We start from the raw sequence: 23,992 nt of genomic DNA, 5'->3' as shown, positions 1-23,992 counted from the left end.
GCTGATTTAGACAATACTCCGGACCCGGACCCCGAGCGCGTACAGGCACGCCACGTAGAGCAGCGCTCCCGCCGCGGCGACCGAGGCGAGCTGGGCGAGGATGGCCCAGCCCTGCTCGATATGGAGCTGCCGCAGCGCGCAGACCCCGACGGCCATGATCACGCAGGAGGCCACGACCTGCCAGAGGTTCCTGAGCTGCACGCCGACCGGCAGGGCGATCAGGTTGCGCACGAAGAGCGTCGAGAGGACGAACATGACCACGGACAGCAGGATGCGGGCGTAGATCACGCCGTCGATGCCGGCGACGGCGTAGCCCGCCGGCACGGCCGCGAGCCGGATCGCGAGATCGATCAGGTTCGCCACGAAGAGGTTGCGCGGGCGGTCGAGGGCCAGGCAGAGCGAATAGGTCGGCTGGTAATACGCGATCAGCAGGACCGCGAGGGAGAGCAGGGCGAGGTATTGGCCCGCGTCGCTCCAGGCCGGGCCGAGCGCGAGGGAGACGATGAGGTCCGAGGTCAGGGCAATGCCGACGGCCGCCGGCGCCGCGATCAGCATCGTGAGCTTCGAGACCTTGAGGAAGGCCGCCTGCAGGCGGGGGCGGTCGTCGTGGATCTGCGCGAAGGCGGCGAAGACCGGCTGCATCGCCGGGCCGATCACGCTCTGGGTCGGCAGGACCGCGAAGTCGCTCGCGACCGTGTACTGGCCGAGCTCGGTCTTCGGCAGATGGTAACCGAGAAAGACGCGATCGAACTGCCAGTTGAACGCCGCCAGGATCTGGGACGAGCTGAACCAGCCGATGAAGCCCGAGAAATCCGAGATCGCGGCGAGCGAGATCCGCGGCCGGTACGGCGCCAGGGCATAGGAGACCAGCGTCGGAACGATCGAGGAGGCGATGGAATTCGTGACGATGGCCCAATAGCCGCCCTGCGCATGCAGCACCGCCAGGGCGAGGCCGGTCGCGACGAGCTTGCCGCCGAAATCGGCGAAGAAATAGTATTGGAAGTTGAGGCCACGATAGTATTTGGCCATGGCCGGACTGTACAGGCTGCGGAAGATCGGCCCCAGCGCGATGACCAGGGTGACCGCGAGCAGCTTCGGATCATGGTAGAAGATCGTCATGGGCCAGGCGGCCAAGGCGACGAGCAGGCCGATGAACAGCCCGCGCAGGAGGCCCAGGGTGAAGGCGGTGTCGAGATGCGCCCGCGTGACCTCGGGCAACCGCGTCAGGGCCTGCGCGATCGGCACCTCCAGCACGATGTCGATGATCGCGATCAGCGACAGCGCCAGGGCGACGAGCCCGAAATCCGCCGGCCCGAGCGTCCGGGCCAGGATGAGGAGCGTCACGAAATCCACGCCCCGCCCGGCCAGCCGCGTGGTGATCGTCCAGCTGGCCCCGCGAAGGGTCCTCAAGGAGAGCATGGACGATTCCTCGTCGGTGGGCAGAGCCGGGCCCGGGACGGCGCCCGCATCAGCATCGGCCCGGTTCGGCCGGCACGGGCGTCGCGCGGGGCGCCTGCTCGCCGCGCGCAGCGGCGTAGACCGCGAGGGTTTCCCTGGCCACGCGCTCGATCCGCATGCGCTCGATGCCGACCTGGCTGCGCTCCCTCCACAACCGCAGGGTCTCGGGCGCCTCGATCAGCGACAGCAGGGCCTCGGCGAGGGCCGCCGGGTCGCGCGGCGGCACCAGGAGGCCCGCCCGTCCGTGCTCGAGGAGCTCGGGAATGCCGTCGACGCGGGTCGCCACGATGGCGCAGCCCGCCTCGCGCGCCTCCGACAGGACGAGCGGGGCCGGATCGGCGTGCGAGGGAAGGACGAAGATGTCGGCGCCCGCCATCCACGGATACGGGTTGTCCTGTCCGCCCTCGAAGCTCACCGCCTCGGCGCAGGGGCTGCGGGCCACGGCGGCGACGTAGTCGGGCCGGGTCGGACCGTCGCCGACGACGTACAGCCGCGCCGCGGGGTTGCGGGCATGCACGAGGGCGAAGGCGGCAAAGAGGTCGTCCAGCCCCTTGCGCGGGTGCAGGCCGCCGACGAACACGATCGCCGGGGTGGTCAGGGGCCGCGGCGTGCGGTCCTGGCCCCGCAGGCGCGCCGCCCCGATCGTCCCGTTGAGGACGACGTCGATCCGGGATCCGGCGATCCCGCGCGCCTGCATCGAACGGGCGACCGCGGCGCTGACCGCAATGACCCGGCGGCCGAGCCCCATCAGGATCGCGCTCTTCTCGAACTCGTTGTGGACCGTCGTGACGAGTCGCGTGCGGCCGAACGCGCAGAGCGGGAAGGCCAGCACGGCGCTGGTCATCATGTGCGCGTGGACCACGTCGGGCCGGAAGCGGCGCAGGAGCGGCCAGAGCGCGCCGAGCCCCCGCGCCACCCCGACGATGCTGCGCTGATGGCCGACCCGGTACGTCGCGACGCCGAACTCCGCCAGCAGGCGGTCGAAATCGCCGCCTTCGCTCGCCACGGCGACCTCATGGCCCATCTCCGCCTGCGCGCAGGCGAGGTCGATCGCCACGTGGACGTGGCCGTTGAGCCGCCGCGTATGATTCAGAAGATGCAGGATCCGCACGATGCCCTTCCCAATCCTGGCCGAAGCCTGATTCCCCGGGCGGACGCCGCCCCGTTCCGGTCCGCGCGACCGGTCAGACGTACACGCTCACCTCGTCCACCCGCAGGTGTACGAGCTTGTCCTCGTCCCGCAGGGGATCGGGGTACGGCACGTCCGTGCGCAGCGCGAGGGTGAGGAGCGGCCAGAACACGTCCCCGTCCCGGTCGAGCTCGGCGGAGCGCCCGATCGCCCAGCGCAGCGGCGCCCCCCCGGGTTGCGGCACCGGCTTGCGGTCGAGATAGGGAATGCAGGCCTCCTCGGTGACCAGCATGCCGTAGCGGTGATACCCCTCGGTCAGGTCGACCGGGGCCTGCACGCCCACTCCCTCGTGATGCTCCCCCGGCTGCCCCCATTCGTGCAGGTAGGTGCCGTACAGCATCGGCTCGAAGCCCTTGTGCTCGATGACGTCGATCTCGATGCTCGTCTTCGGATACAGGATGCTGCGCCCGTTCATCATCCAGAAGGCGCTCCATGCCAGCGGATGCCGGGGGACGTGCATGCGCGCCTCGAAATAGCCGCGCCGCCAGCCCTTCATGACGATCCCGTTGCGCCGGGCCGTCTGCAGGTTGCCGGAGATCCACTGGAACTCGGGCAGCTGGTTGCCATGGTAGCCGTAGACGCGCATGGGCCGGCCGATATGCTTGGCCGAGATCTGCAGCGCCCGGCCGTCATCGGCCAGCGGGTCGTCCACGATCGCGTAGGGGTTGAAGCCCTCGGCGCCGTTCAGCGGCGCGAAGGCCGACCGGCCGTAGAAGCCTGAATCGAAGGTCGTGGCCTTGGGCCCGGCATGCCAGGTCCCCTCATCCAGGCGGGTGAAGTCGTCCCGGAACGCCAGCGAGCGTCCGCGCGTCGGGTCCTCACGGAGATCGGTCCCGGCCGCCGCGGGGTGGGAGGCGGGCAGGATCGCGGCCGCGGCCGCGGCGCCGAGAAACATCCGACGGTCGAGCCGCCCGGTCATCGCTCGGCTCCGCCGCGGATGCGCGCGGGGCGCGGGGTGCAGGATTCGCATCAGGGGAACACCGCGGCGCGGATCAGGCCGCCGAGAGAGCGCCGCCCGACGCCGAAGCGGTAGGCGAGGAGCTTTTGCGCCCGTCGGCGCGAGGCAAGGATGGTCGCGAGGTACAAGGCCACGACGGCGAGCCTGCCGCGCAGCCGGGCCGGCTCCGACGCGAGGGTGGCGACGAGGCGCAGGCCGTCGCCCAGGCCCGGCCGACGCCCCGACGCGATCGCGAGCGCGAAGCTGCTGGTCTGGAAGTAGAAGGTCCGCCGGGGCTCGACGAGGGCCGCACCGGGCCGGTGCCGCGCCACGATCGTGCGCAGATGCGCCATCCGCTGCAGGAACCGGTCGAGGTCGCGCTGCAGCACGCGCGGCTCCGGCGCCCGGCCGAGCCCCGAATCGTTGCGGTCGTGGACCCGGTAGAGCGCCAGGTCCTCGTCGAGGCTGACGACGTCGCCGAGGAACGGCGCGGCGAACAGGATGACTCCGTCGACCGCCGGCTCGTACCCGGCGTCGCGCAGGACGTCGCACAGGTCGCGTCGGAAGACGTTCCCGGAGGTCGGCGGGCTCTGGTAGACGCCGGTCGCGAGGACCCGGGCCGCCAGCGCCCCGGAGTCGCGGAACCGCGGGAGCGCCGGATAGCGTGCGCCGAGCACGGTGCCGTCCGCGGCGATGCGGGTCAGCGAGTACTGGAGCTTGGCAACGTTCCCGTCGAGCTGCGGCAGGATCGTCGCGAGCGCCTCGGGCTTGAGCTCGTCGTCGGCGTCGAGGAACAGGACGAAGGGCGCGCGGGTCTGGTCGAGCCCGTGAAGGCAGGCCGCGCGCTGGCCGCCATTCGCGATGCGGCAGGCGCGGACGCCGCTGCGCGCGATGACGTCCCAGGAGCCGTCGGTCGAGCCGTCATCGACCACGACGAGTTCGTAGTCGGACACGGTCTGAGCCCGCACGCTCGCGATCGCCCGGCCGACATAGGCCTCGTAGTTGAAGCATGTGATGACGATGGCGATCCTGGGAACTTCCGTCATACGCCATTCACCGCACGAACCGACCGACACCGTCCCTGCCGAGATTCCACGAATTCCGGCAGGATCAAGAAGGCGTCGTATTCAGTCGTCGAGGTAGCCGGCGCTGCACATAACAACAAGTCAGCCTGGAAAAACGCTGACGGTCCGTCGTAGTTTTCCTGACAGGGCCGATGTTGTGTCGCGAGCGCCGGGCTGAGATGGAGAGGCGAGTCCTGCGCGCGACCGCTTTCCGGCGCGGCCGCTGCCAGGATGGCGGCGGCGAGGACGGCGGAATGAAGCTCAAGGTTCTCTACATGCTGCCCCCGACCCGCTCCTTCGCCGGGATCGAGCGGGTCATCCACGCGGTCGCGGCGGAACTCGTCCAGCAATACGGCGAGCAACTGGACGTGTCCGTGCTCTACATGACGACCTACGAGGGGATGGACCGGCTGGTCATGCCCTACCGGCTCATCCAGCGCAGCGTCACGACGCGGACGAGCCTCATCCGCACGATGCGGTCGGTGGCCCTGGCCGAGCGCTACGACCTCATCATCGTGCCGCAGGTCGAGGCGACGGTCATCGCCTGGCTGTCCTGCCTCGGAGCCCGCCGCCGGATGGTCGTCTACCTGCACGGGAACCCGGATCGCGAGATGCGCTCGGCCAAGGCCCGCATCCTGTTCGAGACGATGCGCTACGTCGTGCTGCATCGGCTCGCCGGCGTGTTCGGCGTGTCGAAGATGCAGCTTGCCGCCTTCGCCCGCGCGTTTCCCAGCCGGGTGGCGCATTACTGGCTGCCCAACCCGGTCCGCCGCTTCCCGGTCCCGCCGCCGGCCAAGCGGGCGGCGGGCGCCCCCGTGACCTTCGTCACGGTCGCCCGGCTCTCGTATCAGAAGGGCCAGGATCACCTGCTGCGCGCCTTCGCGCGGGTGCAGGCGGCCCGGCCGAACGTCCGCCTCGCGCTCGTCGGCTACGGCGAGGACGAGGCGCTGTTGCGAGGAGAGATCGCGCGGCTCGGCCTCGACGACAGGGTCTCGATCCTCTACCGGCCGAGCGACCCGGGGGATGTTCTCGCGTCGAGCGACATCTACGTCTCGCCGTCGCGCTGGGAAGGTTGGTCGCTCGCGATCTGCGAGGCGCTGCGCTTCGGCCTGCCGGTGATCGCGACCGACTGCCCGTTCGGGCCGAGCGACATCCTGACCGACCCGCGCCTCGGGCGACTGATCCCTCCCGATGACGAGGCGGCTCTCGCCGCGGCGATGATCGAGGGCCACGACCGCCTCGCCGAGGAGCAGGCCCATCGGGCCTATCGGATGGCCCATATCGACCGCTATTCCGTCGAGACCGTCGTCGCGGACCATGCGCAGGCCATCATGCAGGTCTGTCAGGCCGGCACGCGGCCGGATCCGGTCGCGTCGCCGGACTGGTCCCGGGAGGCCGTTCCGTCCGCCGGCGGTCCGGGCCGGTGAACCGTCCGGCGCCCCCCCTCCCCGGGTCGCCGGCGCGCGATCCCCTATCCGGTACCACGACGGAGGCGGGCCCTGCCCCCGTCGAGAGTGCGAGGCTGGCACCGCATGAGCTTTGAGCCGATCGGCGCGATCACCGTTGGTCTCGGCCTGCTGTGCCTCCTGCTCGGCCGGCACGCGACGGTGCTCGGCTTCGTCGTCTTCTGCACGCTGGGATCGGCGGCAGCGATCCTGATCGGCGGCGCGAACGTACCGCCGGCCCATCTGTTCCTGGTCTTCCTGCTGGTGGCGACCCTGTGCTGGCGCAAGCTGCTCGTGAACGCCGTGACGAGCCTCAAGACGTCCGAGCCCGGCTTCTGGCTCCTCTGCCTCGTGACCTACGGGATCCTCAGCAGCTACATCCTGCCCCGGCTGTTTGCCGGCTCGACCTTCATCGTGCCGCTCGGCTCCTCGGACCATCTGGCGACGCTCGATGGCATCGTGCCGCTCGGTCCGGTCTCGAGCAACCTGACGCAGCCGATCTACCTCCTCGGCGACCTGGCCTGCTTCGTCACCATCATGGCGGTCGGATCCACCCAGCGCGGCTTCGCGACGATCACGACGGCGCTGATCGCCTACGCCTTCGTCAATCTCTGCTTCGGGGCGCTCGATCTCCTCACGAGCGCCACCGGGACGCAGGACGCGCTGCAGATCATCCGCAACGCCCAATACACGTTCCACGACGAGGAGAGCGTCGGCGACATGCGGCGCATCATCGGCTCCTGGCCCGAGGCGTCGGCCTTCGCCAGCATGACCCTCACGGCCTTCGCCTTCACGGCGACGATGTGGCTGTACGGGCGCCGGTCCCTGACGACGGGGGCGATCGCGCTGATGTCGCTGCTGTTCGTCGTCCTCTCGACGTCCTCGACGGGGCTGGCCGGCGCGGCGGTCATGCTCGTGGTCTTGTACGCCATCGCCCTGACCCGCTGTGGCACCCAGCGGGAATACTGGAACGCGTCGGCGATCGTCGTGTTCGCGCCGCTCCTCGTCGCCGTCATCGGGCTCTATGTGATCTCCGAAGCTCACATCTTCGCGCGGATCTACGACTACGTCGACACGCTCATCCTGAGCAAGTCGACGACCAGTTCGGGCTTGCAGCGCAGCTACTGGAATGAGGTGGCGCTCGGCAACTTCCTCGACACCTTCGGGCTCGGTGTCGGGCTGGGCACGAACAGGACGTCCAGCTTCCCGCTGGCGCTGCTCTCCAACATCGGGGTGCCGGGGCTCCTGTTCTACCTCGTCTTCATCGCGATGGTCTTCGGCTCGCGGCGAGGCATGCCCCGGACCTTCGCCGCCGACGTCCGGGGGGCGGCCCGGGTCGCCTGTTTCTCGGCGCTGACGGCCGGCATCCTGGCCGGCCCGACCGTCGATCAGGGCCTTCTGTTCTACGTCTTCGCCGGCTTGGCCTGCGCCGCGCCGGAACGCGAGAGGGCCACGGACGGCGCGCCCGCCTTGCGGTGACGGCGGGCGCCCCAAGGCGACACGCCCCTCCCCCGCGCAATACCAAAGGTCGTTCAAAACGACCTTTGGTTCCGTTCTCGAATTTTCGCCAAGCCTCCGGCTTGGCATCGAGAATTCGAGATGGATCATCGGCCCGATGCGTCAGCATCCTGGGCCGATGGTATAAGTTCCTGCACGCGTCACGCGAGCGCCCCCTCCTGCCCCGCCCGACGCGCGGGAGGCCGGACCGGTCGCCGGCCGCCATCGTCCCCCACGGCATCGTCCGCGCCGCATCCTCGTCCTGCCGTGCGGCGGATCCGCGAGCCAGCCCGTCTCGCCCGATCAGCGGACCCGATGCGCCGATCGACCGAGGCCGGCGCCTCAACGAGAAGTCCTTTCGGGCCTCCACCTTTGTGGGGGTAACCATCCGTTAAGAAATTGCCCTTAGTTCTCGAAGGGCGGGGCGTTGAATGCCTGACTGCGTCGGGCCAGAGGCTGAGCCTCGGTCGACGGCCCGCCCAAAACCGCGTCCAAGGCGAGATCCCGCATTGCGCGCGTAGGCCGGGTGCCGCAACGGGCCCGATCTGCGTGCTGGTCGTCGTTCACGAAGAAGCGGGCCGGCATCGCGGCCCGTACGGTGAGTTCTCTTGGCCGGACCTGACCGGAACAGGCAGTCCGATCCAGAGCCAGCCCGCTCTTTGCCATGTCGACACTCTGCGTGGCGACGGTCGATCAATCGCCGATGGTGCTCGGCTCGACGCGACCGAGGTCGCGACCGCTCCGCCGAAATCCGGGTTGCCCGATGGTCGTCGTGCCGATGCAGGCCGTGTCGGAAGCCCGAGGCATCGCCGCGGCCGCGAACGGACGGCACATGTCGGATGCGCCTCCGCATCGTCCCGCCAGGGACGACGCCGCAAGACAAAGGCCGGGCGCGACGAACCGAACCCGGGCTGTGTGGGTCGATGTGCCTCCAGGCAGGTGGACGGAACCACATCGCCCGGGCGAACCCGCGGTCCGGCCTGTGTCGGGCGCTTCGGGGACATCGCCAGCCCGCACCCGCCTCTCGCATGCTCCGCGCGCCGTTCCGAACCGCCTGTCGCGGGGATCGCCGCTCGCGCTCGATCTCCTGAAAGGATGCAAACCGTGCTCGATCTGACGGGTTACAAACTGACCTTCGACGACGAGTTCAACGTTCGCAGCATCTCGCAGGTCGCCGGCGCGACCACCTGGGGCGACATCCGGGCACAGGACCGGGGCGATGCCAACGCGGATGTCGGCTTCGGCGCATCGTCGTTCGTCGACGCGGCTTCGGGCTACGATCCGTTCTCGGTCTCCGGCGGCGCGCTGACGATCACGGCCGTGCCGGATGTGACGCCCTACGGCGTGCCCGGCAGCTGGGAATCGGGCCTCATCACGACGCAGGGCAAGTTCTCGCAGACCTACGGCTATTTCGAGATCCGCGCCGATTTCTCCGCCCTCCCCGGTGCCTGGGATGCGTTCTGGCTGCTGCCCGACCACCCCTTGCCCGACCCGACCGGCGCCGGCCGCTGGCAGGAGCTCGACATCGTCGAGCATTACGGCAGCTGGGACAGGGGCGTGTACAGCACGATCCACACGACGGATCCCGAAAAGAATATTAATTGGCAAAACAATCTTCAAGTCTACAGCGAGATGGCCGAGCCGTCCGGCTATCACACCTATGGGATGAATTGGAAGCCGGACAGGATCAGCTTCTACGTCGACGGGCAGCTGGTCGGATCGCAACTTACGCCGAGCGACCTTCACTCGCCGATGTATCTCGTGGCCAACCTGGCGACGCAGCGCTCGGCCGACAACAACGCCGACCTGAACGGCGTGCCGATCAGTTCGAAGATCGATTACGTCCGGGTGTACTCGAACGATGCGGGCGCGCGCGCGGTGCCGCTCGACACCGTGTCGGCACCGGACAACCGGGATCCGGGCCTGTATGGCGCGACGGCTGCGATGACGGTCGCCCGGCCCGCCTTGACCACGATCGGGAGCGGATCGGACAGCATCCTGCTGACCATCAGCCAGGATGCCTGGCAGGGCGACGCCCAGTACACCGTGTCGGTCGACGGCCGGCAGGTCGGAGGCGTCCAGACCGCCCAGTCCCTGCACGGCAGCGGCCGGTCCGACCAGATACTGGTCCTCGGCGACTGGGGCAGCGGCAGCCATGCCGTGAGCGTCAACTTCCTGAACGACGCCTATGGCGGCAGCGCCACGACCGACCGGAACCTCTACATCGACGGCGCGACCTATCGCGGTGCCGCCGTGGCCGATGCCGCCCAAACCCTGCTCTCGACCGGCGCCCAGGGCTTCACGATCCGCACGCCCGCCGCCGGGCCGACCACGATCGGGAGCGGATCGGACGGCATCCTGCTGACCATCAGCCAGGATGCCTGGCAGGGCGACGCCCAGTACACCGTGTCGGTCGACGGCCGGCAGGTCGGAGGCGTCCAGACCGCCCAGTCGCTGCACGGCAGCGGCCGGTCCGACCAAATACTGGTCCTCGGCGATTGGGGCAGCGGCAGCCACGCCGTGAGCGTCACCTTCCTGAATGACGCCTATGGCGGCAGCGCCGCGACCGACCGGAACCTCTACATCGACGGCGCGACCTATCGCGGTGCCGCCGTGGCCGATGCCGCCCAAACCCTGCTCTCGACCGGCGCCCAGGGCTTCACAATCCGCACGCCCGCCGCCGAGCCGACCACGATCGGGAGCGGATCGGACAGCATCCTGCTGAGCATCAGCCAGGATGCCTGGCAGGGCGACGCTCAGTACGCCGTGTCGGTCGACGGCCGGCAGGTCGGAGGCGTCCAGACCGCCCAGTCGCTGCATGGCAGCGGCCGGTCCGACCAAATACTGGTCCTCGGCGATTGGGGCAGCGGCAGCCACGCCGTGAGCGTCACCTTCCTGAATGACGCCTATGGCGGCAGCGCCGCGACCGACCGGAACCTCTACATCGACGGCGCGACCTATCGCGGTGCCGCCGTGGCCGATGCCGCGCAAACCCTGCTCGGGGCCGGCGCCCAGGGCTTCATGTTCGGGGGCTGACACACGGTGACACGGGGGCCGGCGCCCCCAGAAGCCCGGCCCGCGGCCCAGACGGGCATCGCCGGCGGCCTCGCGCGGGTAGGCGCCGAAGCGCCGGTGGGGCTTCGGCGCGGGCGTAGTTCCGATGCCGATGGCGGAGAATTTAGATTTGCTGAGAGCCGTGCAGCCGCTCGTCGGCCTTGACTGATGACGGCTTCTTCGTGCGCGATGTCAGTCCGAGCGTCGCGGTCCGGACGATCACGCCGATCCCATAACCGACCTGCGGCGCGACCACGCCGACGAGCAACCGGAGGAAAATAGGCTGCGGCTCGATCTTCGAGACCGCCGTCGCGATCTCGACGACCGCCACGCCGACCGTGACAGCCAAAAGCACCACCCCGAGAACGTGCCACCGTGCCACGAAACTGAGCACGAAACCGGCACTCGCGAGGATCAGAGCGCAGATCATCATCGCAAAAGCTCCCATCTCGCACTCTACAGGACGCTCGGGGAGCGCGCAAATCGGTGGTGGCCGATCAGGAATCAGGTTACAGCTCAGCTTGGAGGGTCCCGCTCGTCCACGTGACCGGGGCTGGTTGATCCTCCAGGCAGTGAACGCCGTCCGATCGTTCTACGTAGTCGCCCCCCAAGCCGCTACTTTCCCATCAAGATATCGGGCAAACCCTGACAACGGCTCGACATTCCTGACACCGCTCGGTGAGGATCAATCTCGCGCCATTGTGTGAACCTTGATATTTAAAAAACCGTAAATTTTTCAGGAGGTCTCGCGCCCTCCGAAGACCGATGTGACGCCTGAGAGACTGTCTGTTCGGCACCACAGGACTGTCTACCTGTCGCTTCCGACGATCTCAGATTGTCACGTCACCGTCGTTGCAGCGTTTGCTTGCGAACCGGGAGGTTGCCGTGCTGGTTGAGAATTCCCTCGAGACATCGGTCGGTTCTGTTAATCCCGGACTTACTGCCAATCCCGGACTCACCGCGCGCGCGATCCGCGACCCGGCCCGGAGCAGGACCAAGCGGACGATGGATGTCGTGCTCTCGCTGGCGGCGCTGGTCGCGCTGAGCGTGATCTTCCTGATCATCGCGGCGGCGATCGCCGTGCTGGAGGGCCGTCCGATCCTGATCCGGCACAAGCGGATCGGCAAGGATGGCGTCGCCTTCGACTGCCTGAAGTTCCGCACCATGGTGACGGATGCCGACGTCGCCCTGACGCGGCACCTCGCGGCGAACCCGGAGGCCATGCTCGAGTGGCACGCCACGCACAAGCTGCGCGACGATCCCCGGATCACTCCGATCGGAAAAGTCCTGCGCGAGACGAGCCTCGACGAGCTGCCCCAGTTCGTGAACATCCTGCGCGGCGAGATGAGCCTGGTCGGGCCCCGCCCGATCGTCGCCGCCGAGATGCCGCGCTACGGCGCCGCGGCCGCCGACTACATGGCGGTTCGTCCCGGCCTGACCGGCCTGTGGCAGTGCAGCGGACGCAACGACGTCAGCTACGACCAGCGCGTGCAACTCGACAAGCAATACGTCAGGACCTGGTCGACCTGGCAGGATGTCCTGATCATGGCCAAGACGGTGCCGGCCGTGGTGCGCTCCCGCGGGGTCTACTGACTTCTGAGGAGGCGAGGACGATGTACGGAGATCTTTCCGACCCCGCCCGACCGCGCCCCTCGCTGGCCGGTCGCGCCTGCCGCGGCGCCGGCCGGGTCGCGGTCCACGCTGCGTTCGGCCTGCTGGGCTACGTCTGGGTCCGGGGCCTGAGCCTGTCCGTGCAGGCGCTGGTGTGGCTCTCGCCGGACCGTATCGACCGGTACTCGGAGCGGTACCTGGTCAGCCCGCTGCATCCGGTGCCGGCCGCGGACAACGACCGGGGGATGCCGAACCGGCAATCCGCCGATCCGCCACGGCCCGGCCCCCGACCGGTGCCGGCGCGACCCGACACCCCGACCGCCGACGGCCCCTGGCCGCTCCTGATCTGATCCGAAGCCGAGGCGTGCCCATGCTCGAGATGTACCAGACCGCCGCCTACGTCGAACGAAACCCGACGTGGCACGAGGAGGACGCGCCCTGGAAGGCGCGCCAGATCGAGGGGATCCTGCGCCGCAACACCATCGCCTGCGGCACGATCTGCGAGATCGGATGCGGGACGGGCGACATCCTCCTGACCCTCGAACGCGCCTTCCCGGACGCGACGCTCTCGGGATACGAGATCTCCCCCCACGCCTATGCCCGCGCCAGCCGCAAGGAGACGGCGCGGACCCGGTTCTACCTGGAGGATCTGGCCGCGAAGCGGGACAGCCGCTTCGACGTGCTGCTGGCGATCGACGTCATCGAGCACGTCGAGGACTATCTCGGTTTCGCCAAGCAGCTGCGCGGACTCGCCGGCGTCAAGGTGTTCCACATTCCGCTCGACCTCTCGGTCCAGTCCCTGCTGCGCGGTTGGCCGATCTCGAAGCTGCGCAAGGACGTGGGACACATCCATTCCTTCTTCAAGGAATCGGCCCTGGCGACCCTGGAAGATTGCGGCTACCGGATCATCGACCACTGCTACACCGCCAGCCGGCTCGAACTGCCCAATCAGGCCTGGACCAGCCACGCCATGAAGTGGCCGCGGCGGGCGCTCTTCGCGCTGCATCCCGATCTCGCGGTCCGGGTCCTCGGTGGCTACTCACTCCTGGTGCTTGCCGAATGACCATCAGCTACGTCTTCACGCCGAATCACACGGCGCTGGATCGCACGGTCACGCCGCTGCCGGCCCGCGTCGCGGCACCGGCCCGCCCGCGCGAGGCGGTGCGCCCGGCCCGCAAGGTCGCCATCGTCCACTACTGGATGGTCGGCATGCGCGGCGGCGAGAAGGTGCTCGAAGCACTCTGCGAGATGTATCCCGAGGCGGACCTGTTCACGCATGTCCACGTCCCGGGCGCGGTCTCGCCGGTGATCGAGCGCCACCGCATCAAGGAGACGTTCATCGGGCGGCTCCCGCTCGCGCCGCGTCTCTACAAGTACTACCTGCCGCTGATGCCGCTCGCCCTCGAGCAGATCGACCTGCGCGGCTACGACCTCGTGATCAGCTCCGAATCCGGGCCGGCGAAGGGCATCATCCCGCCCTCGGGGGCGACCCACGTCTGCTACTGCCACTCGCCGATGCGCTACGCGTGGAACATGTTCCACGACTACCGCGAGCGGACGTCGCTCCTGAACCGGGTGATGATGCCGCCGCTGCTGCACTACGTCCGGTCGTGGGACGTCTCGAGCGCCGCGCGGGTGGATGCCTTCGCGGCCAATTCCCGCACGGTGGCCGGCCGCATCGCGCGCTACTGGCGCCGCGACGCCGAGGTCGTGTTTCCCCCGGTCGACGTCGACAGCTTCGCGCCGCGCCGGCGCGGCGAGGACGACGACTTCTACCTGATGGCCGGCGAGCTGGTGCGCTACAAGCGCCCGGACATCGCGGTCGAGGCCTTCTCCCGCAGCAAGCGCCGGCTGGTCGTCATCGGCGGCGGGGAGATGCTGGCCGAGCTGCGGGCCCAGGCCGGCCCGTCCGTCACGATCCTGGGCCCGCAGCCCTTCGACGTGCTGCGCGACCACTATGCCCGCTGCAAGGCGCTGGTGTTCCCCGGCGAGGAGGATTTCGGCATCGTCCCGGTCGAGGCGATGGCGAGCGGCCGGCCGGTGATCGCCTTCGGGCGGGGCGGCGCGACCGAGACGGTGGTCGACGGGGTGACGGGCCTGCTGTTCCACGCCCAGACCCCCGAGGCGCTGATGGAGGCGGTCGAGCGCAGCGAGGGCATGCATTTCGAGGTTGCCGATTGCGTCGCCCGGGCCCGGCAATTCACCAAGTCGGCCTTCAAGGAGGGAATGGCCCGCCTGATCGCTCAGGCTACCCGCGCGGGAGCGCAGGCATGAGCCCGGGGGCGGTGTCCGGCATGAGCCCGGGGGCGACCTCCAGGATCAGCCCGGGGGCGGTCTACGGCGTCAACGGCCGCTTCCTGGCGCAGCCCGTGACGGGCGTGCAGCGCTATGCCCGCAACGTCCTCGCCGAGATGGACGCGCGGCTCACGCCCGGGCAGGCGGCGCTGATCGTGCCGCCCGGCACGCCCGATCCGGGTTTTCCCGCGCTGCCGCTCGTCGAGGCGGGGCGGTTCGGCGGCCATGCCTGGGAACAGGCCGTCCTGCCCCGCGCCTGGCCGGGCCGGCTCCTGAACCTCTGCAACACGGCGCCCGTGATGCACAGGGACCAGATCGTCTGCATCCACGACGCCAACGTCTTCGTCGCGCCCGACAGCTACGGGCGCGGCTTCCGCACCCTCTATCGCACCCTGCAGCCGCTCCTGGCGCGGCGCGCGGCCCGGATCACGACCGTCTCGGCCCACTCCGCCCGCGAGATCGCCCATCACCTGTCGTTGAACCCGGCCGACATCCCGGTCCTGCCCAACGGCTACGAGCACGCCCTCGCCTGGGATCCGGCCCTGGCGCGCGCCGCCCCGGAGGCGCTGCGGGCGAGGGATGGCGGCGAGGAGCGGCCCTTCGTGCTCGCCCTCGGATCGCGGGCCCGGCACAAGAACCTGCGCCTCGTGCACGACCTCGCGCCGCGCCTGGCCGAGCGCGGCCTCGACGTCGTCGTCGCCGGCGGCGCGCAGGACATCTTCGCCCGCGAGGCGCTCGACCCGGCGCCCAACGTCCGGCTTCTCGGGATGGTCTCCGACCACGACCTCGCCTACCTCATGGAACGGGCGCTCTGCCTCGTCTTCCCGTCCTGGACCGAGGGGTTCGGCATCCCGGTCGTCGAGGCGATGGCGCGCGGCTGCGCCGTCGTCTCCTCGGACCGCGCGAGCCTGCCCGAGATCTGCGGCGACGCCGCCCTTCTCGCGGCACCGGACGATCCCGCGGCATTCCTGCGCCACATCGAGGCCCTGTCCGGCTCCGAGACCCTGCGCCGGGACCTCGTCGGGCGCGGCCGCGAGCGCGTGCGCCGCTTCTCCTGGGCCGAGACGGCGAGCGGCTATGCCGACCTCCTGACCAGCGGAGCGACGGCACGCGCAGCGAAGGACCCGGCCTCGCGCCGCGACCTGCCGCGCATCGCCGTCGCGGTCGCGACGCTCGGCCGGCCGGACGTCGCCGCCGCGACGGTGCGGCGCCTTTTGGCCGGGCAGACCCTGAAGCCGGCCGCCCTGATCGTGTCCTGCGTGACGCCGGAGGATGCGGGCGAGGCGGCGTCCTGGCCGGGCGTCACGCTCGTGACGGGGCGCCGCGGGCTCGCCGCGCAGCGGAACGCGGCGCTCGCGGCGCTGCCCCCGGGCATCGATGTCGTGGCGTTTTTCGACGACGACTTCGTCGCCGATCCGGGCTGGCTCGCCGCCGCCGCGCAGCTGTTCCGCGACCGCCCGGAGGTCGTCGGGATGACCGGCGAGGTGGTGGCCGACGGGATCAAGGGGCCGGGGCTCGACGCGGCGCAGGCCGAGCACCTCCTCGCCGCCGCCCCGGCCCGCATCCGTGCGCCGCTCGCGCCGTTCAGCCCCTACGGCTGCAACATGGCGTTCCGGGTCTCGGCGATCGGCGACCTGCGCTTCGACGAGCGTCTCGTCCTCTACGGCTGGCTCGAGGATCGCGACTTCGGCGCCGCCCTCGCCCGCCGCGGCGGCGAGCTCGTGAAGTGCTTCGCAGCGCGCGGCGTGCACCTGGGCGTCAAGGGCGGCCGCATCGCGGGCGACCGTCTCGGCTACTCGCAGGTCGTCAATCCCCTCTACATGCTCAACAAGGGAACGATGACCGTCGGCCAGGTCCTCGATCACCTGTTCAGGAACATTTCGAGCAACGTGGTGCTGGCGGCGCGGCCGGAACCGTTCGTCGACCGGCGCGGTCGCCTACGGGGCAACGTGAGGGGAATCGTCGACGTGCTGATGGGTCGGCTTGAGCCCGAGCGCGCGACGTCGATCGGTCCGATGAGGAGGTAGCATGTACAGAGGTCCGATCCCCCGCGATCGCGCGACGATGTTGCTGCCGATCGCCGATCCGCCGAGCGGTCCGGACGGCGTCGTCGCGCTGCTGCGGGCCCTGCTCCGGGCGGCGCGGCGGCAGCGCGTCGCGCTGGTGCTCTGGTGCCTGGCCTGCATCGCCGCGGCCGCCCTCTACGCCTACACGGCGACGCCCTCCTACACCGCCACCGCCCGCATCCTCCTCGATCCGCGCCGCCCCACCCCGGCCCCCAGCCAGGAGTCGGCGGCGCTTCTCGACGCGAGCCGCGCCGAGAGCGAGCTGCAGGTGCTGCGCTCGGAGCGCCTCCTCGCCCTCGTCTTCCAGAAGCTGAACCTCATCGACCATCCCGAATTCAGCCCCAAGCCCCCGGGCGTCGTGGACCTCCTGCGCGCCCGCATCGATGCGGCGTTGCGGGTGGTCCGCCCGGCGCCGAGCCGGGACGAGGTCCGGCAATCCGTCTTCGAGGCCTTCGAGCGCAATCTCAGCGCCCGCCGCGTCGGGCAGTCCTACGTCATCGAGGTGAGCTACTCCGCGACCGATCCGGACCTGGCACGCAAGGTCGCCAACGCGGCGGTCTCCGCCTATCTGTGGCAGTCGCTCGTCGTGAAGGCGGAAGCGGCCAAGAGCGGGGCCGAGTTCATTCAGGGCCGCGTGACCACTCTCAACCTCGAGGTGCAGGCCGCCGCCGCCGCAGTGGCCGGCGGAACGCTTCCGGCCGCGCCGACGCCCGACGCGGATGCCCGGGTCATCGGCGCCGCGCTCCAGCCGCTCAAGCCCACCGCGCCGCGCAAGCCCCTCATCCTCATGTTCGGAGCCGCCGTCGGCGTGTTCGGCGGCTTCCTGGCGCTCGCGGCGGGCCTTGCCATGGACCGGCGCATCCGCCACCGCAGCGACATCGAGATCAAGCTCGGCATGAGCTGCCTGGCAGCCATCCCGGAGGTGAGCCGCCGGATCGTGTCCCGGCGCGGCCGCCGGATGGAGCTCGCCTCCCTCGCCTCCTCGCGCCCCACCGGCGCGTTCGGCAGTGCCCTGCGCGACCTGCGGATCGCGATCGAGCTCGCGGCGATCGGCAAGGCGCACGAGTCGAACTTCGCCGTCGCCCTGGTGCCGTGCACGCCCCGTGCCGGCAGCACGCTGATCGGCGCCAACCTCGCCTGCCTGCTGCGCGACGCCGGCACGCGCGTCACCATCATCGACGCCGACATGTCCGGCTCGCCGGAATGGGACGTGCTGGATCCGGCCTCGACGACCGCCCCCTGCCTCGCCGACCTCCTGAAGCACGGACCGGTGGCGGAGCCGATGCACCTGCCGGTGAGCCGGGGCGTGAGGGTGATCCCGGCCCGCTCGCAGTCGGTCGTGGTCGATCACGTCGTCTATCTCGGAGGGCCGGCCATGACGCAGGTCGTCGAGGATGCGCGCCTGGAGGGATGCGTGATCCTGGACCTGCCGCCCCTGTCCCGCGTGGCCGAGGCCCGGGTGGCGGCGCTCTGCGCCGACATGGTGGTCGTGGTGGCCGAGGCGGGCCGCACCACGCTCGACGAACTCGACGACGCCGTGCGGACCCTGCGGAGCGCGGGCGCCAACGTCATCGGCGCCGTCCTCAACCGCGTCAGGACCTGACGGGCGCGCACGCCCGTTCCCGGTTCCGGCGGGCCCGCTGCGCGCGACCGGTGCGGTCGGGCGGGGTGCGACTGCCGGAATCGGCCCATTCACCGGATGGTGTCTCCCAGTCTTCGTCCGCGAGGACGCGGCGAGGAACTGTCCGGCCGCGCACGAACATCCTGCCGGTCCTGGATCATCTGCGGCAACAAACACGCTGTCAGGTTTTCCCCGGATACAGACAGGCGCATTCATTCGATAACATCCATCATGATCCGGGACAGTTCGGGTCGCGACGTGGCGGTAGGCATGATCGGTCAGGAAGGACGGACGCCGGAGCGCGGTGTCGCGGCGCGCGTACTGAGCTCGGGGTGGCAGGATTGCGACCTGATCTCGACCGACGTGTTCGACACGCTGCTGCTGCGGACCCTGCGCTCGGAGCGCGCGCGCATCGTGGCCGGCGAGCGCCGCTTCGCTGCCCTGCTGCGGCGGAAGGGCTGGAACATCGAACCGGACCTGCTCGTCACGCTGCGCCTGCAGGTCCAGCGCCACGCCTTCGCGGCCCTCGAACGCGGGCGCGGCGGGGGCGAGGTCCGCTTCGCGCAGGTCGTCGAGCACCAGCTCCGCGCGCTCGGCCTGCCGCTCGCGCTCGTCGCGGACCGGCTGGCGATCGAGGTCGAGCAGGAGCGCTCCTCCCTCGCTCCGAACCTGCCGCTGGCGGCGGCCTTCCGGACGATGCGGGACGCGGGCAAGCGCATCGTCGCCGTGAGCGACACGACGCTGCCGGAACAGGCGCTGTGGACGCTGATCGAGGCGCATCACGGGCGCGGGCTCGTCGACGCGGTCTATGCCAGCAGCGACCTCCAGGCCACGAAGCGCGACGGCAGCCTGTTCACCCTCGTCGCCCGACGGGAGGGACTCGCGCCCGAGCGCATCCTCCACCTCGGCGACGACGCCCACGCGGATCTCCGCATGGCGCGGCAGGGCGCGCTCAAGGCCGTGCACCTGCCGCAACCGGCCGCGCGAAGGCGGATGCGGCGCGCGAATGCGGCCGTCGCGGAGGCCGGGCGCCATCTGCGCGCCGCGCGCCGGACCGCGCGCGCGCCGCGGCCGCTCCCGAAGGACCGGTTCGAGTACGGGGCCGCGGTCTTCGGCCCGATCCTGGCACAGATGGCCGTGCTGATCTGGATCTATGCCGCCGAGGTCAAGACGCGCGACGAGTCGGTCCTGCTGTTCTGCTCGCGCGGCGGCATCTTCATCCGCGAGGTGTTCGAGCGGGTGACCCGGCGGCTGGGCCTGCCCGGCATCCAGCCGCATGCCACGCTGATGGTGTCGCGCCTCGTCGCGGCGCGGGCGGCGCTGCTGGCGCGGCACGGCGCCGCCCTCGACGAGCTGAGCCGGGAATTCGCGGGCCGGAGCTGCGCCGAGGTGGTGCGCGCGCTCAGCGGCCGGGAGCAGGACCTCGGCGAGGCCTGGGCGCGGCCCTACGAGGGCCGTGCCTTCCTCGACCTGCTGTTCGGCGAGACCGGCGGCGCGGCTCTGGAGGCGATCCGCGAGCAGAACGCGCTGTTCACGCGCCATCTCGACGCCGTACGGGGCGCGGCCGACCGGATCGTCCTGTGCGACACCGGCCTCTATGCCAGCACGCAGCGCTTGCTCGCGGGCGCCTTCCCGAATCTCGACATCGAGACGGTGCAGCTCGCGCGGGCCAACTACAAGGGTTTCGCCACCGAGCACTTCCCGCGCGTGACCGGCCTGTTCGTCGAGCGGGACGTCTACCATCCCCTGGACACCCGGTCGTGCATGCTGCGGTACTGGCAGCTGATCGAGAGCCTGTTCGAGCCGCCGATCCCCTCCGTCCACACCTTCCGGGAGGAAGCGAACGGCGAGATCGTCTCCAATGCCGGCGCGATCGCACGGGGTGGCGTCGATCCGCTGAGCGCCGGGCCGCTGTTCCTCGGCGCCCTGCACTACATCGACACCCTCGACCCGACCTCGGGACCGACTTTGCAGGCCGAGGCCGAGGCGGCATGGGCGCGATTGCGGCAATCCATCGTCTTTCCCTCCGAGCGCGACATCCAGTTCCTCGATGTCGGGCGCCGGTCCGTCGATTTCGGAAGGCCGGACCTCGTCGCGGCGCTCGCGGAGGGCGGCCGGACCGGACCGATCGAGACGCTGGCCGGGATCCGGAAGACCTTCTGGCGCGAGGGCGCGATCGCCCGGGACCTGCGCCCGTGGCGCCGCCTGCTGCTGCCCGCCTGGGAAATCGCCTACGCGACCCGCGGCCTGCTGCCGCGTCCGTGACGGACCGGGCCGGCCGCACGGTCCTGTTCAACGATGTACGAGTACGAGGAAGTGATCATGCGCGTTCGGCTCGGTCTCGTCATGCTGCTCGGCGTCCTGGGCGGCCCGACCACGGGTCGCGCCGCGGAGGCGCCGGCGCGCTACCTGCTCGGTCCGCAGGACCGCGTCGGCATCCGGGTCTACGACCTGCGGCGCAACACCGGCGAGGCCTATTCCTGGACGGCCCTCAACGGTGAATTCTCGGTCGGCGCCGACGGGGCGATCTCGCTGCCGATCATCGGGCAGCTGCGGGCGGCCGGAGGAACGCCGGCGGAGCTCGCCGAGGCGGTCGGGCGCGTGCTCAAGGAGAAGGCCGATCTGGCCGAGACGCCGGCGGCATCGGTCGAAGTCCTCAAGTATCGCCCGTTCTACGTCACGGGTGCCGTCCAGAAGCCCGGCAAGTACGAGTATCAGCCCGGCCTGACCGTCCTGCAGGCCGTCAGTACGGCCGAGGGCCTCCTGCGCGCCTCCGACCTGACGGCCGCCAGGCGCGAGATCGTCACGGCGGGCGGCGATGCGCGGACGCTCGCGGTCGAGCGGCTCTCCCTCGAGGTCCGCGCCGCCCGGTTGGCCGCCGAGATCGCCGGCACCGGCACCTTCGCCCTGCCGTCCTCGCTAGAGGGTCGCGCCGCCGATCCCCAGGTCGTCCAGGCCATGCGCGCGGAAGGGCTGCTGTTCGACTCGCGACGCGATGCGCTCAAGGCCGAGATCGCCGCCATCGAGCAGAGCAAGACGGTGTACCGGCAGGAGATCGCCTCCCTCGAAGCGAAGGGGAAGGCGCTGGACCGGCAGGTCGACCTGAGCCGCAAGGAACTCGACCTCGTCAACGACCTCGTGGCGAAGGGCCTCACGATCACCCCGCGCAAGCTCGCGGCGGAGCAAGCGCGCGCCTCCTACGAGAGCAGCCGCCTCGACGTCCAGGTCGCCAGCCTGCGGGCACAGCAGAGCCTCGCTCGCGCCGAGCGGGACATCATCGATCTGCAAGCGAAGTTCCGGAAGGATGTGCTGAACGACGCCCTCGAGACCCGGACCAAGCTCGATCAGAACAAGGAGCGCGCACGCACGGCGGACCGGTTGGTCTCCGAAGCGGAGGCGCGGACGTTCGGCACGGACGGATCGAGCGAAAACCTCGTGCCGAGCTACGAGGTCACCCGAGCCGCATCAGGCGGGGCGAAGGGCTTCAGCGCCGGTGAGGACGACAGCCTGGAGCCGGGCGACGTCGTGCGGGTGACCCTGACCCGGCGTTTCTCGACGAGCAGCACGGATCGCAGCCTCGACAAGCCGAACGCCGCCGCTCGCGGCCAGGCGAACACGACCGTGAACACGACCGTGACGCGTTGACCGGTCGGAGGCAGCCGGCCGGCGCCGCTCCATCCCGGCCCCGGACTCTTCGAAGCCGACATGGAGAACGGATGGCCGTTGCCGGCCATTCGCGTCACACCTCGCCGCCGGCCACCGCGACGGCCTGCCCGGTCACGGCCCCGGCGGCTCCGCACAGCCACGCGACCTCGTCCGGGTGGACGAGCCGCCCTTGCGGGTTGTGCCGGACCAGGGAGGCCAACGCCACCTCGCGGTCCCGGCCCGGCGTCGCCATGATCCGCTCCAGGCTGTCGCCGACGATGTCGGTGTCGGTGAAGCCTCTCCGGAGGCCGGGCTTCGTCGCGTTCGGGCGGCACACCAGGCCCGGTCGTTGCGCGGGCACATCGCGCCTGCCGCTTGGGCAAAATGCACAATATATTGCATGTGCTCATTGGATTTCGCGATGCAACACGATCGAACTGTGAAGTCGGATCGCGATTTTTCCGCGATTTTCAAAGCTTTCGTCTCAATACTGCGCGATGCGGATAATTAGGACGCGTTCGGGATAGCTCGATTCGGCGCCAGACATGACATTTCCTGCATGGACGACACGCTCCCCGGGAGCGCCCATGACGGAGACAGCATCATGGTCACGCAACGCAATGTGTGCGTCATCGGATCCGGCATCAGCGGGTTGGCTGCCGCCAAGGCCTTCCGGGAGCGCGGGCATCGGGTCACGGTGATCGAGCGCGGCCCGGATCTCGGCGGCGTGTGGGAGCCGTCGCGGTCCTATCCCGACGTGAAGACCCAGACGCCCAAGGACATCTACGCCTTCAGCGAAGTGCCGATGCCGGCGGCTTACCCGGAATGGCCGTCGGGCGGGCAGGTCTTCGCTTACTTGCGCGGCTACGCCGAGCGCTTCGGCCTCGTCCCGCTGATCCGCTACGGCCAGTCCGTGACCCGGCTGGCGAAACGAACCGATCGGGGCTGGGACGTGACGACGACCGGCGCCGACGGCGCGGCGCGCACCCAGGCCTACGACTTCGTCGCCATCTGCACCGGCCAGTTCAGCCACAAGAACAAGCCGGTGCATCCGGGTGCCGAGGCGTTCGAGGCGGCCGGCGGACGGATCCTGCATTCGAGCGAGCACACCGATGCCGAATCGGTCCGCGGCCAACGGGTCGTGGTGCTGGGCTACTCGAAATCGGCCACCGACATCGCGGTGAGCGCCGTGAAGCACGGGGCCAAGGCCGTGACGATGGTGTTCCTCGAGCCGACCTGGAAGATCCCCTACTTCTTCGGCGGCCTGATCAACTTCAAGCGGATCCTGTATTGCCGCGCGGCGGAAGCGATGTTCCTGCCCTTCGATGCCGGGCCGGTGCGGCGCGCGGTGCAGGCGCTCGCCAAGCCGCTCATCTGGGCGAACTGGCGCGCCCTGGAGACGCTGCTGATGGCGCAGTTCAAGCTCCGCCGCAACGGCTTAGCGCCCAAGACCCGGATCGAGGACGACATCCACTGCAACCTCGCGGTGGAGACGCCCGGCTTCTACAAGCTGGTGACCGCGGGCAAGATCACGACGATCCAGGGCACGATCGCCTCCTACGAGGGCGCGCAGGCGGTGCTCACCGGCGGCCAGCGCATCCCGGCCGATCTCGTGGTGATGGCGACCGGCTGGCGCCAGGACGTGTCGGTTCTCGACGCAGCCGACCGCGCCAAGCTGATCGATGCGGACGGCCAGTACCGGCTCTATCGCTGGGTGGTGAACCCCGACCTGCCCGATCTCGGCTTCGTCGGCTTCAATTCCAGCTTCGCCACCAACCTGTCGGCCGAACTCGGCGCCACCTGGCTGGTGCGCTACATGGACGGCCAGCTGGCGCGCCAGCCGACGCGGGCGCAGATGGAGGCGGAGATCACCCGCCTGAAGGCGTGGCGACAGACCGAGCGCCCCTCCGCCAAGGGCTATGGCGGCCTGTGCATCGCGCCGTACCACAACCGCCACTTCGCCAGCCTGCTGGCCGATATCGGCGTGCCGACCCACGAGGCGAACCCGATCACCGCCACCTTCGCGCCGCTGCGGCCGCCGGTCTATGCCGACCTCCTCGCCCGCGCTCCCGCCTACCAGGCGAGCGCGCCCGCCAAGCCGGGCCTGCGG

Annotated in this window: 17 protein-coding genes and 1 pseudogene; 12 read left to right on the top strand and 6 right to left on the bottom strand. The window is 70.0% G+C overall.

Features of this window, described 5'->3' with window-relative positions:
• Positions 1 to 6 precede the first annotated feature (6 nt).
• From VQ03_RS25405 to VQ03_RS25390, 4 genes are all read right to left on the bottom strand, one after another.
• On the bottom strand, positions 7 to 1,419 hold the full coding sequence (locus VQ03_RS25405) for a lipopolysaccharide biosynthesis protein (RefSeq protein WP_048453694.1): 1,413 nt from the start codon (positions 1,417 to 1,419) through the stop codon (positions 7 to 9).
• A gap of 49 nt (positions 1,420 to 1,468) precedes the next feature.
• Positions 1,469 to 2,569 (bottom strand): glycosyltransferase, encoded by a 1,101-nt coding sequence (locus VQ03_RS25400; RefSeq protein ID WP_048453693.1) that lies wholly within the window; start codon positions 2,567 to 2,569, stop codon positions 1,469 to 1,471.
• Positions 2,570 to 2,642: 73 nt separating this feature from the next.
• On the bottom strand, positions 2,643 to 3,566 hold the full coding sequence (locus VQ03_RS25395) for a glycoside hydrolase family 16 protein (RefSeq protein WP_048453692.1): 924 nt from the start codon (positions 3,564 to 3,566) through the stop codon (positions 2,643 to 2,645).
• Positions 3,567 to 3,616: 50 nt separating this feature from the next.
• Positions 3,617 to 4,630: a glycosyltransferase family 2 protein gene (locus VQ03_RS25390; protein ID WP_048453691.1), complete on the bottom strand. Its 1,014-nt coding sequence runs from the start codon at positions 4,628 to 4,630 to the stop codon at positions 3,617 to 3,619.
• Between the two features lie 272 nt (positions 4,631 to 4,902).
• Here VQ03_RS25390 and VQ03_RS25385 point away from each other — a divergent pair, with 272 nt between their 5' ends.
• The 3 genes from VQ03_RS25385 (at position 4,903) to VQ03_RS32225 (ending at position 10,626) form a co-directional block, all read left to right on the top strand.
• Positions 4,903 to 6,075, top strand: coding sequence for a glycosyltransferase (locus VQ03_RS25385; RefSeq protein WP_048453707.1), 1,173 nt, complete (start codon positions 4,903 to 4,905; stop codon positions 6,073 to 6,075).
• Positions 6,076 to 6,180: 105 nt separating this feature from the next.
• Positions 6,181 to 7,572, top strand: a complete 1,392-nt coding sequence (locus VQ03_RS25380; RefSeq protein WP_048453690.1) for an integral cytoplasmic membrane protein — start codon at positions 6,181 to 6,183, stop codon at positions 7,570 to 7,572.
• 567 nt (positions 7,573 to 8,139) lie between these two features.
• Positions 8,140 to 10,626, top strand: a complete 2,487-nt coding sequence (locus tag VQ03_RS32225; RefSeq protein ID WP_425350093.1) for a carbohydrate-binding domain-containing protein — start codon at positions 8,140 to 8,142, stop codon at positions 10,624 to 10,626.
• A 142-nt stretch (positions 10,627 to 10,768) separates the two neighbouring features.
• Here the strand turns inward: VQ03_RS32225 and VQ03_RS25370 are convergent, their stop codons facing one another.
• Positions 10,769 to 11,077, bottom strand: a complete 309-nt coding sequence (locus VQ03_RS25370; protein ID WP_048453688.1) for a hypothetical protein — start codon at positions 11,075 to 11,077, stop codon at positions 10,769 to 10,771.
• Positions 11,078 to 11,649: 572 nt separating this feature from the next.
• Between VQ03_RS25370 and VQ03_RS25365 the strand changes: the two genes are divergently transcribed.
• The 8 genes from VQ03_RS25365 to VQ03_RS25330 all read left to right on the top strand — a co-directional run bounded on the left by VQ03_RS25365 (position 11,650) and on the right by VQ03_RS25330 (position 21,882).
• Positions 11,650 to 12,237 (top strand): sugar transferase, encoded by a 588-nt coding sequence (locus VQ03_RS25365; protein WP_083468211.1) that lies wholly within the window; start codon positions 11,650 to 11,652, stop codon positions 12,235 to 12,237.
• A 20-nt stretch (positions 12,238 to 12,257) separates the two neighbouring features.
• Positions 12,258 to 12,605, top strand: coding sequence for a hypothetical protein (locus VQ03_RS25360; RefSeq protein WP_048453687.1), 348 nt, complete (start codon positions 12,258 to 12,260; stop codon positions 12,603 to 12,605).
• A 20-nt stretch (positions 12,606 to 12,625) separates the two neighbouring features.
• On the top strand, positions 12,626 to 13,318 hold the full coding sequence (locus VQ03_RS25355) for a class I SAM-dependent methyltransferase (RefSeq protein ID WP_048453686.1): 693 nt from the start codon (positions 12,626 to 12,628) through the stop codon (positions 13,316 to 13,318).
• Positions 13,319 to 13,464: 146 nt separating this feature from the next.
• Positions 13,465 to 14,529, top strand: coding sequence for a glycosyltransferase (locus VQ03_RS25350; protein ID WP_048453705.1), 1,065 nt, complete (start codon positions 13,465 to 13,467; stop codon positions 14,527 to 14,529).
• Entirely contained in the window at positions 14,526 to 16,577 is a 2,052-nt protein-coding gene (locus VQ03_RS25345; protein WP_425350092.1) for a glycosyltransferase, read from the top strand. The genes VQ03_RS25350 and VQ03_RS25345 overlap by 4 nt, the downstream gene beginning before the upstream one ends.
• Positions 16,578 to 16,614: 37 nt before the next feature.
• Positions 16,615 to 18,219: a Wzz/FepE/Etk N-terminal domain-containing protein gene (locus VQ03_RS25340; RefSeq protein ID WP_048453703.1), complete on the top strand. Its 1,605-nt coding sequence runs from the start codon at positions 16,615 to 16,617 to the stop codon at positions 18,217 to 18,219.
• A 249-nt stretch (positions 18,220 to 18,468) separates the two neighbouring features.
• Positions 18,469 to 20,502: an HAD family hydrolase gene (locus VQ03_RS25335; protein ID WP_157064252.1), complete on the top strand. Its 2,034-nt coding sequence runs from the start codon at positions 18,469 to 18,471 to the stop codon at positions 20,500 to 20,502.
• A 57-nt stretch (positions 20,503 to 20,559) separates the two neighbouring features.
• Positions 20,560 to 21,882 (top strand): polysaccharide biosynthesis/export family protein, encoded by a 1,323-nt coding sequence (locus VQ03_RS25330; protein ID WP_157064251.1) that lies wholly within the window; start codon positions 20,560 to 20,562, stop codon positions 21,880 to 21,882.
• Between the two features lie 94 nt (positions 21,883 to 21,976).
• On the opposite strand, the pseudogene VQ03_RS25325 reads toward VQ03_RS25330, so the two are convergent.
• Positions 21,977 to 22,183: pseudogene (locus VQ03_RS25325) on the bottom strand (3-hydroxyacyl-CoA dehydrogenase); the annotation flags it as partial.
• Between the two features lie 303 nt (positions 22,184 to 22,486).
• Between VQ03_RS25325 and VQ03_RS25320 the strand changes: the two are divergent.
• Positions 22,487 to 23,992: flavin-containing monooxygenase (locus VQ03_RS25320; RefSeq protein WP_048453684.1), on the top strand; the 1,506-nt coding region annotated here is incomplete at its 3' end.

The organism is Methylobacterium tarhaniae (assembly GCF_001043955.1).
Taxonomy (GTDB): Bacteria; Pseudomonadota; Alphaproteobacteria; order Rhizobiales; family Beijerinckiaceae; genus Methylobacterium; species Methylobacterium tarhaniae.
Note: the sequence above shows the minus strand (reverse complement) of the source record. Positions and strands in the feature narration are given on the sequence as shown.

What these genes read in the sequence shown, in the direction of transcription:
- VQ03_RS25405 (WP_048453694.1), bottom strand. Translation starts at nt 1,419, where the DNA reads ATGCTCTCCTTGAGGACCCTTCGCGGGGCCAGCTGGACGATCACCACG.
- VQ03_RS25395 (WP_048453692.1), bottom strand. Translation starts at nt 3,566, where the DNA reads ATGACCGGGCGGCTCGACCGTCGGATGTTTCTCGGCGCCGCGGCCGCG.
- VQ03_RS25390 (WP_048453691.1), bottom strand. Translation starts at nt 4,630, where the DNA reads ATGACGGAAGTTCCCAGGATCGCCATCGTCATCACATGCTTCAACTAC.
- VQ03_RS25385 (WP_048453707.1), top strand. Translation starts at nt 4,903, where the DNA reads ATGAAGCTCAAGGTTCTCTACATGCTGCCCCCGACCCGCTCCTTCGCC.
- VQ03_RS25380 (WP_048453690.1), top strand. Translation starts at nt 6,181, where the DNA reads ATGAGCTTTGAGCCGATCGGCGCGATCACCGTTGGTCTCGGCCTGCTG.
- VQ03_RS25370 (WP_048453688.1), bottom strand. Translation starts at nt 11,077, where the DNA reads ATGATGATCTGCGCTCTGATCCTCGCGAGTGCCGGTTTCGTGCTCAGT.
- VQ03_RS25365 (WP_083468211.1), top strand. Translation starts at nt 11,650, where the DNA reads ATGGATGTCGTGCTCTCGCTGGCGGCGCTGGTCGCGCTGAGCGTGATC.
- VQ03_RS25360 (WP_048453687.1), top strand. Translation starts at nt 12,258, where the DNA reads ATGTACGGAGATCTTTCCGACCCCGCCCGACCGCGCCCCTCGCTGGCC.
- VQ03_RS25355 (WP_048453686.1), top strand. Translation starts at nt 12,626, where the DNA reads ATGCTCGAGATGTACCAGACCGCCGCCTACGTCGAACGAAACCCGACG.
- VQ03_RS25350 (WP_048453705.1), top strand. Translation starts at nt 13,465, where the DNA reads ATGCGCGGCGGCGAGAAGGTGCTCGAAGCACTCTGCGAGATGTATCCC.
- VQ03_RS25345 (WP_425350092.1), top strand. Translation starts at nt 14,526, where the DNA reads ATGAGCCCGGGGGCGGTGTCCGGCATGAGCCCGGGGGCGACCTCCAGG.
- VQ03_RS25340 (WP_048453703.1), top strand. Translation starts at nt 16,615, where the DNA reads ATGTTGCTGCCGATCGCCGATCCGCCGAGCGGTCCGGACGGCGTCGTC.
- VQ03_RS25335 (WP_157064252.1), top strand. Translation starts at nt 18,469, where the DNA reads ATGATCCGGGACAGTTCGGGTCGCGACGTGGCGGTAGGCATGATCGGT.
- VQ03_RS25330 (WP_157064251.1), top strand. Translation starts at nt 20,560, where the DNA reads ATGCGCGTTCGGCTCGGTCTCGTCATGCTGCTCGGCGTCCTGGGCGGC.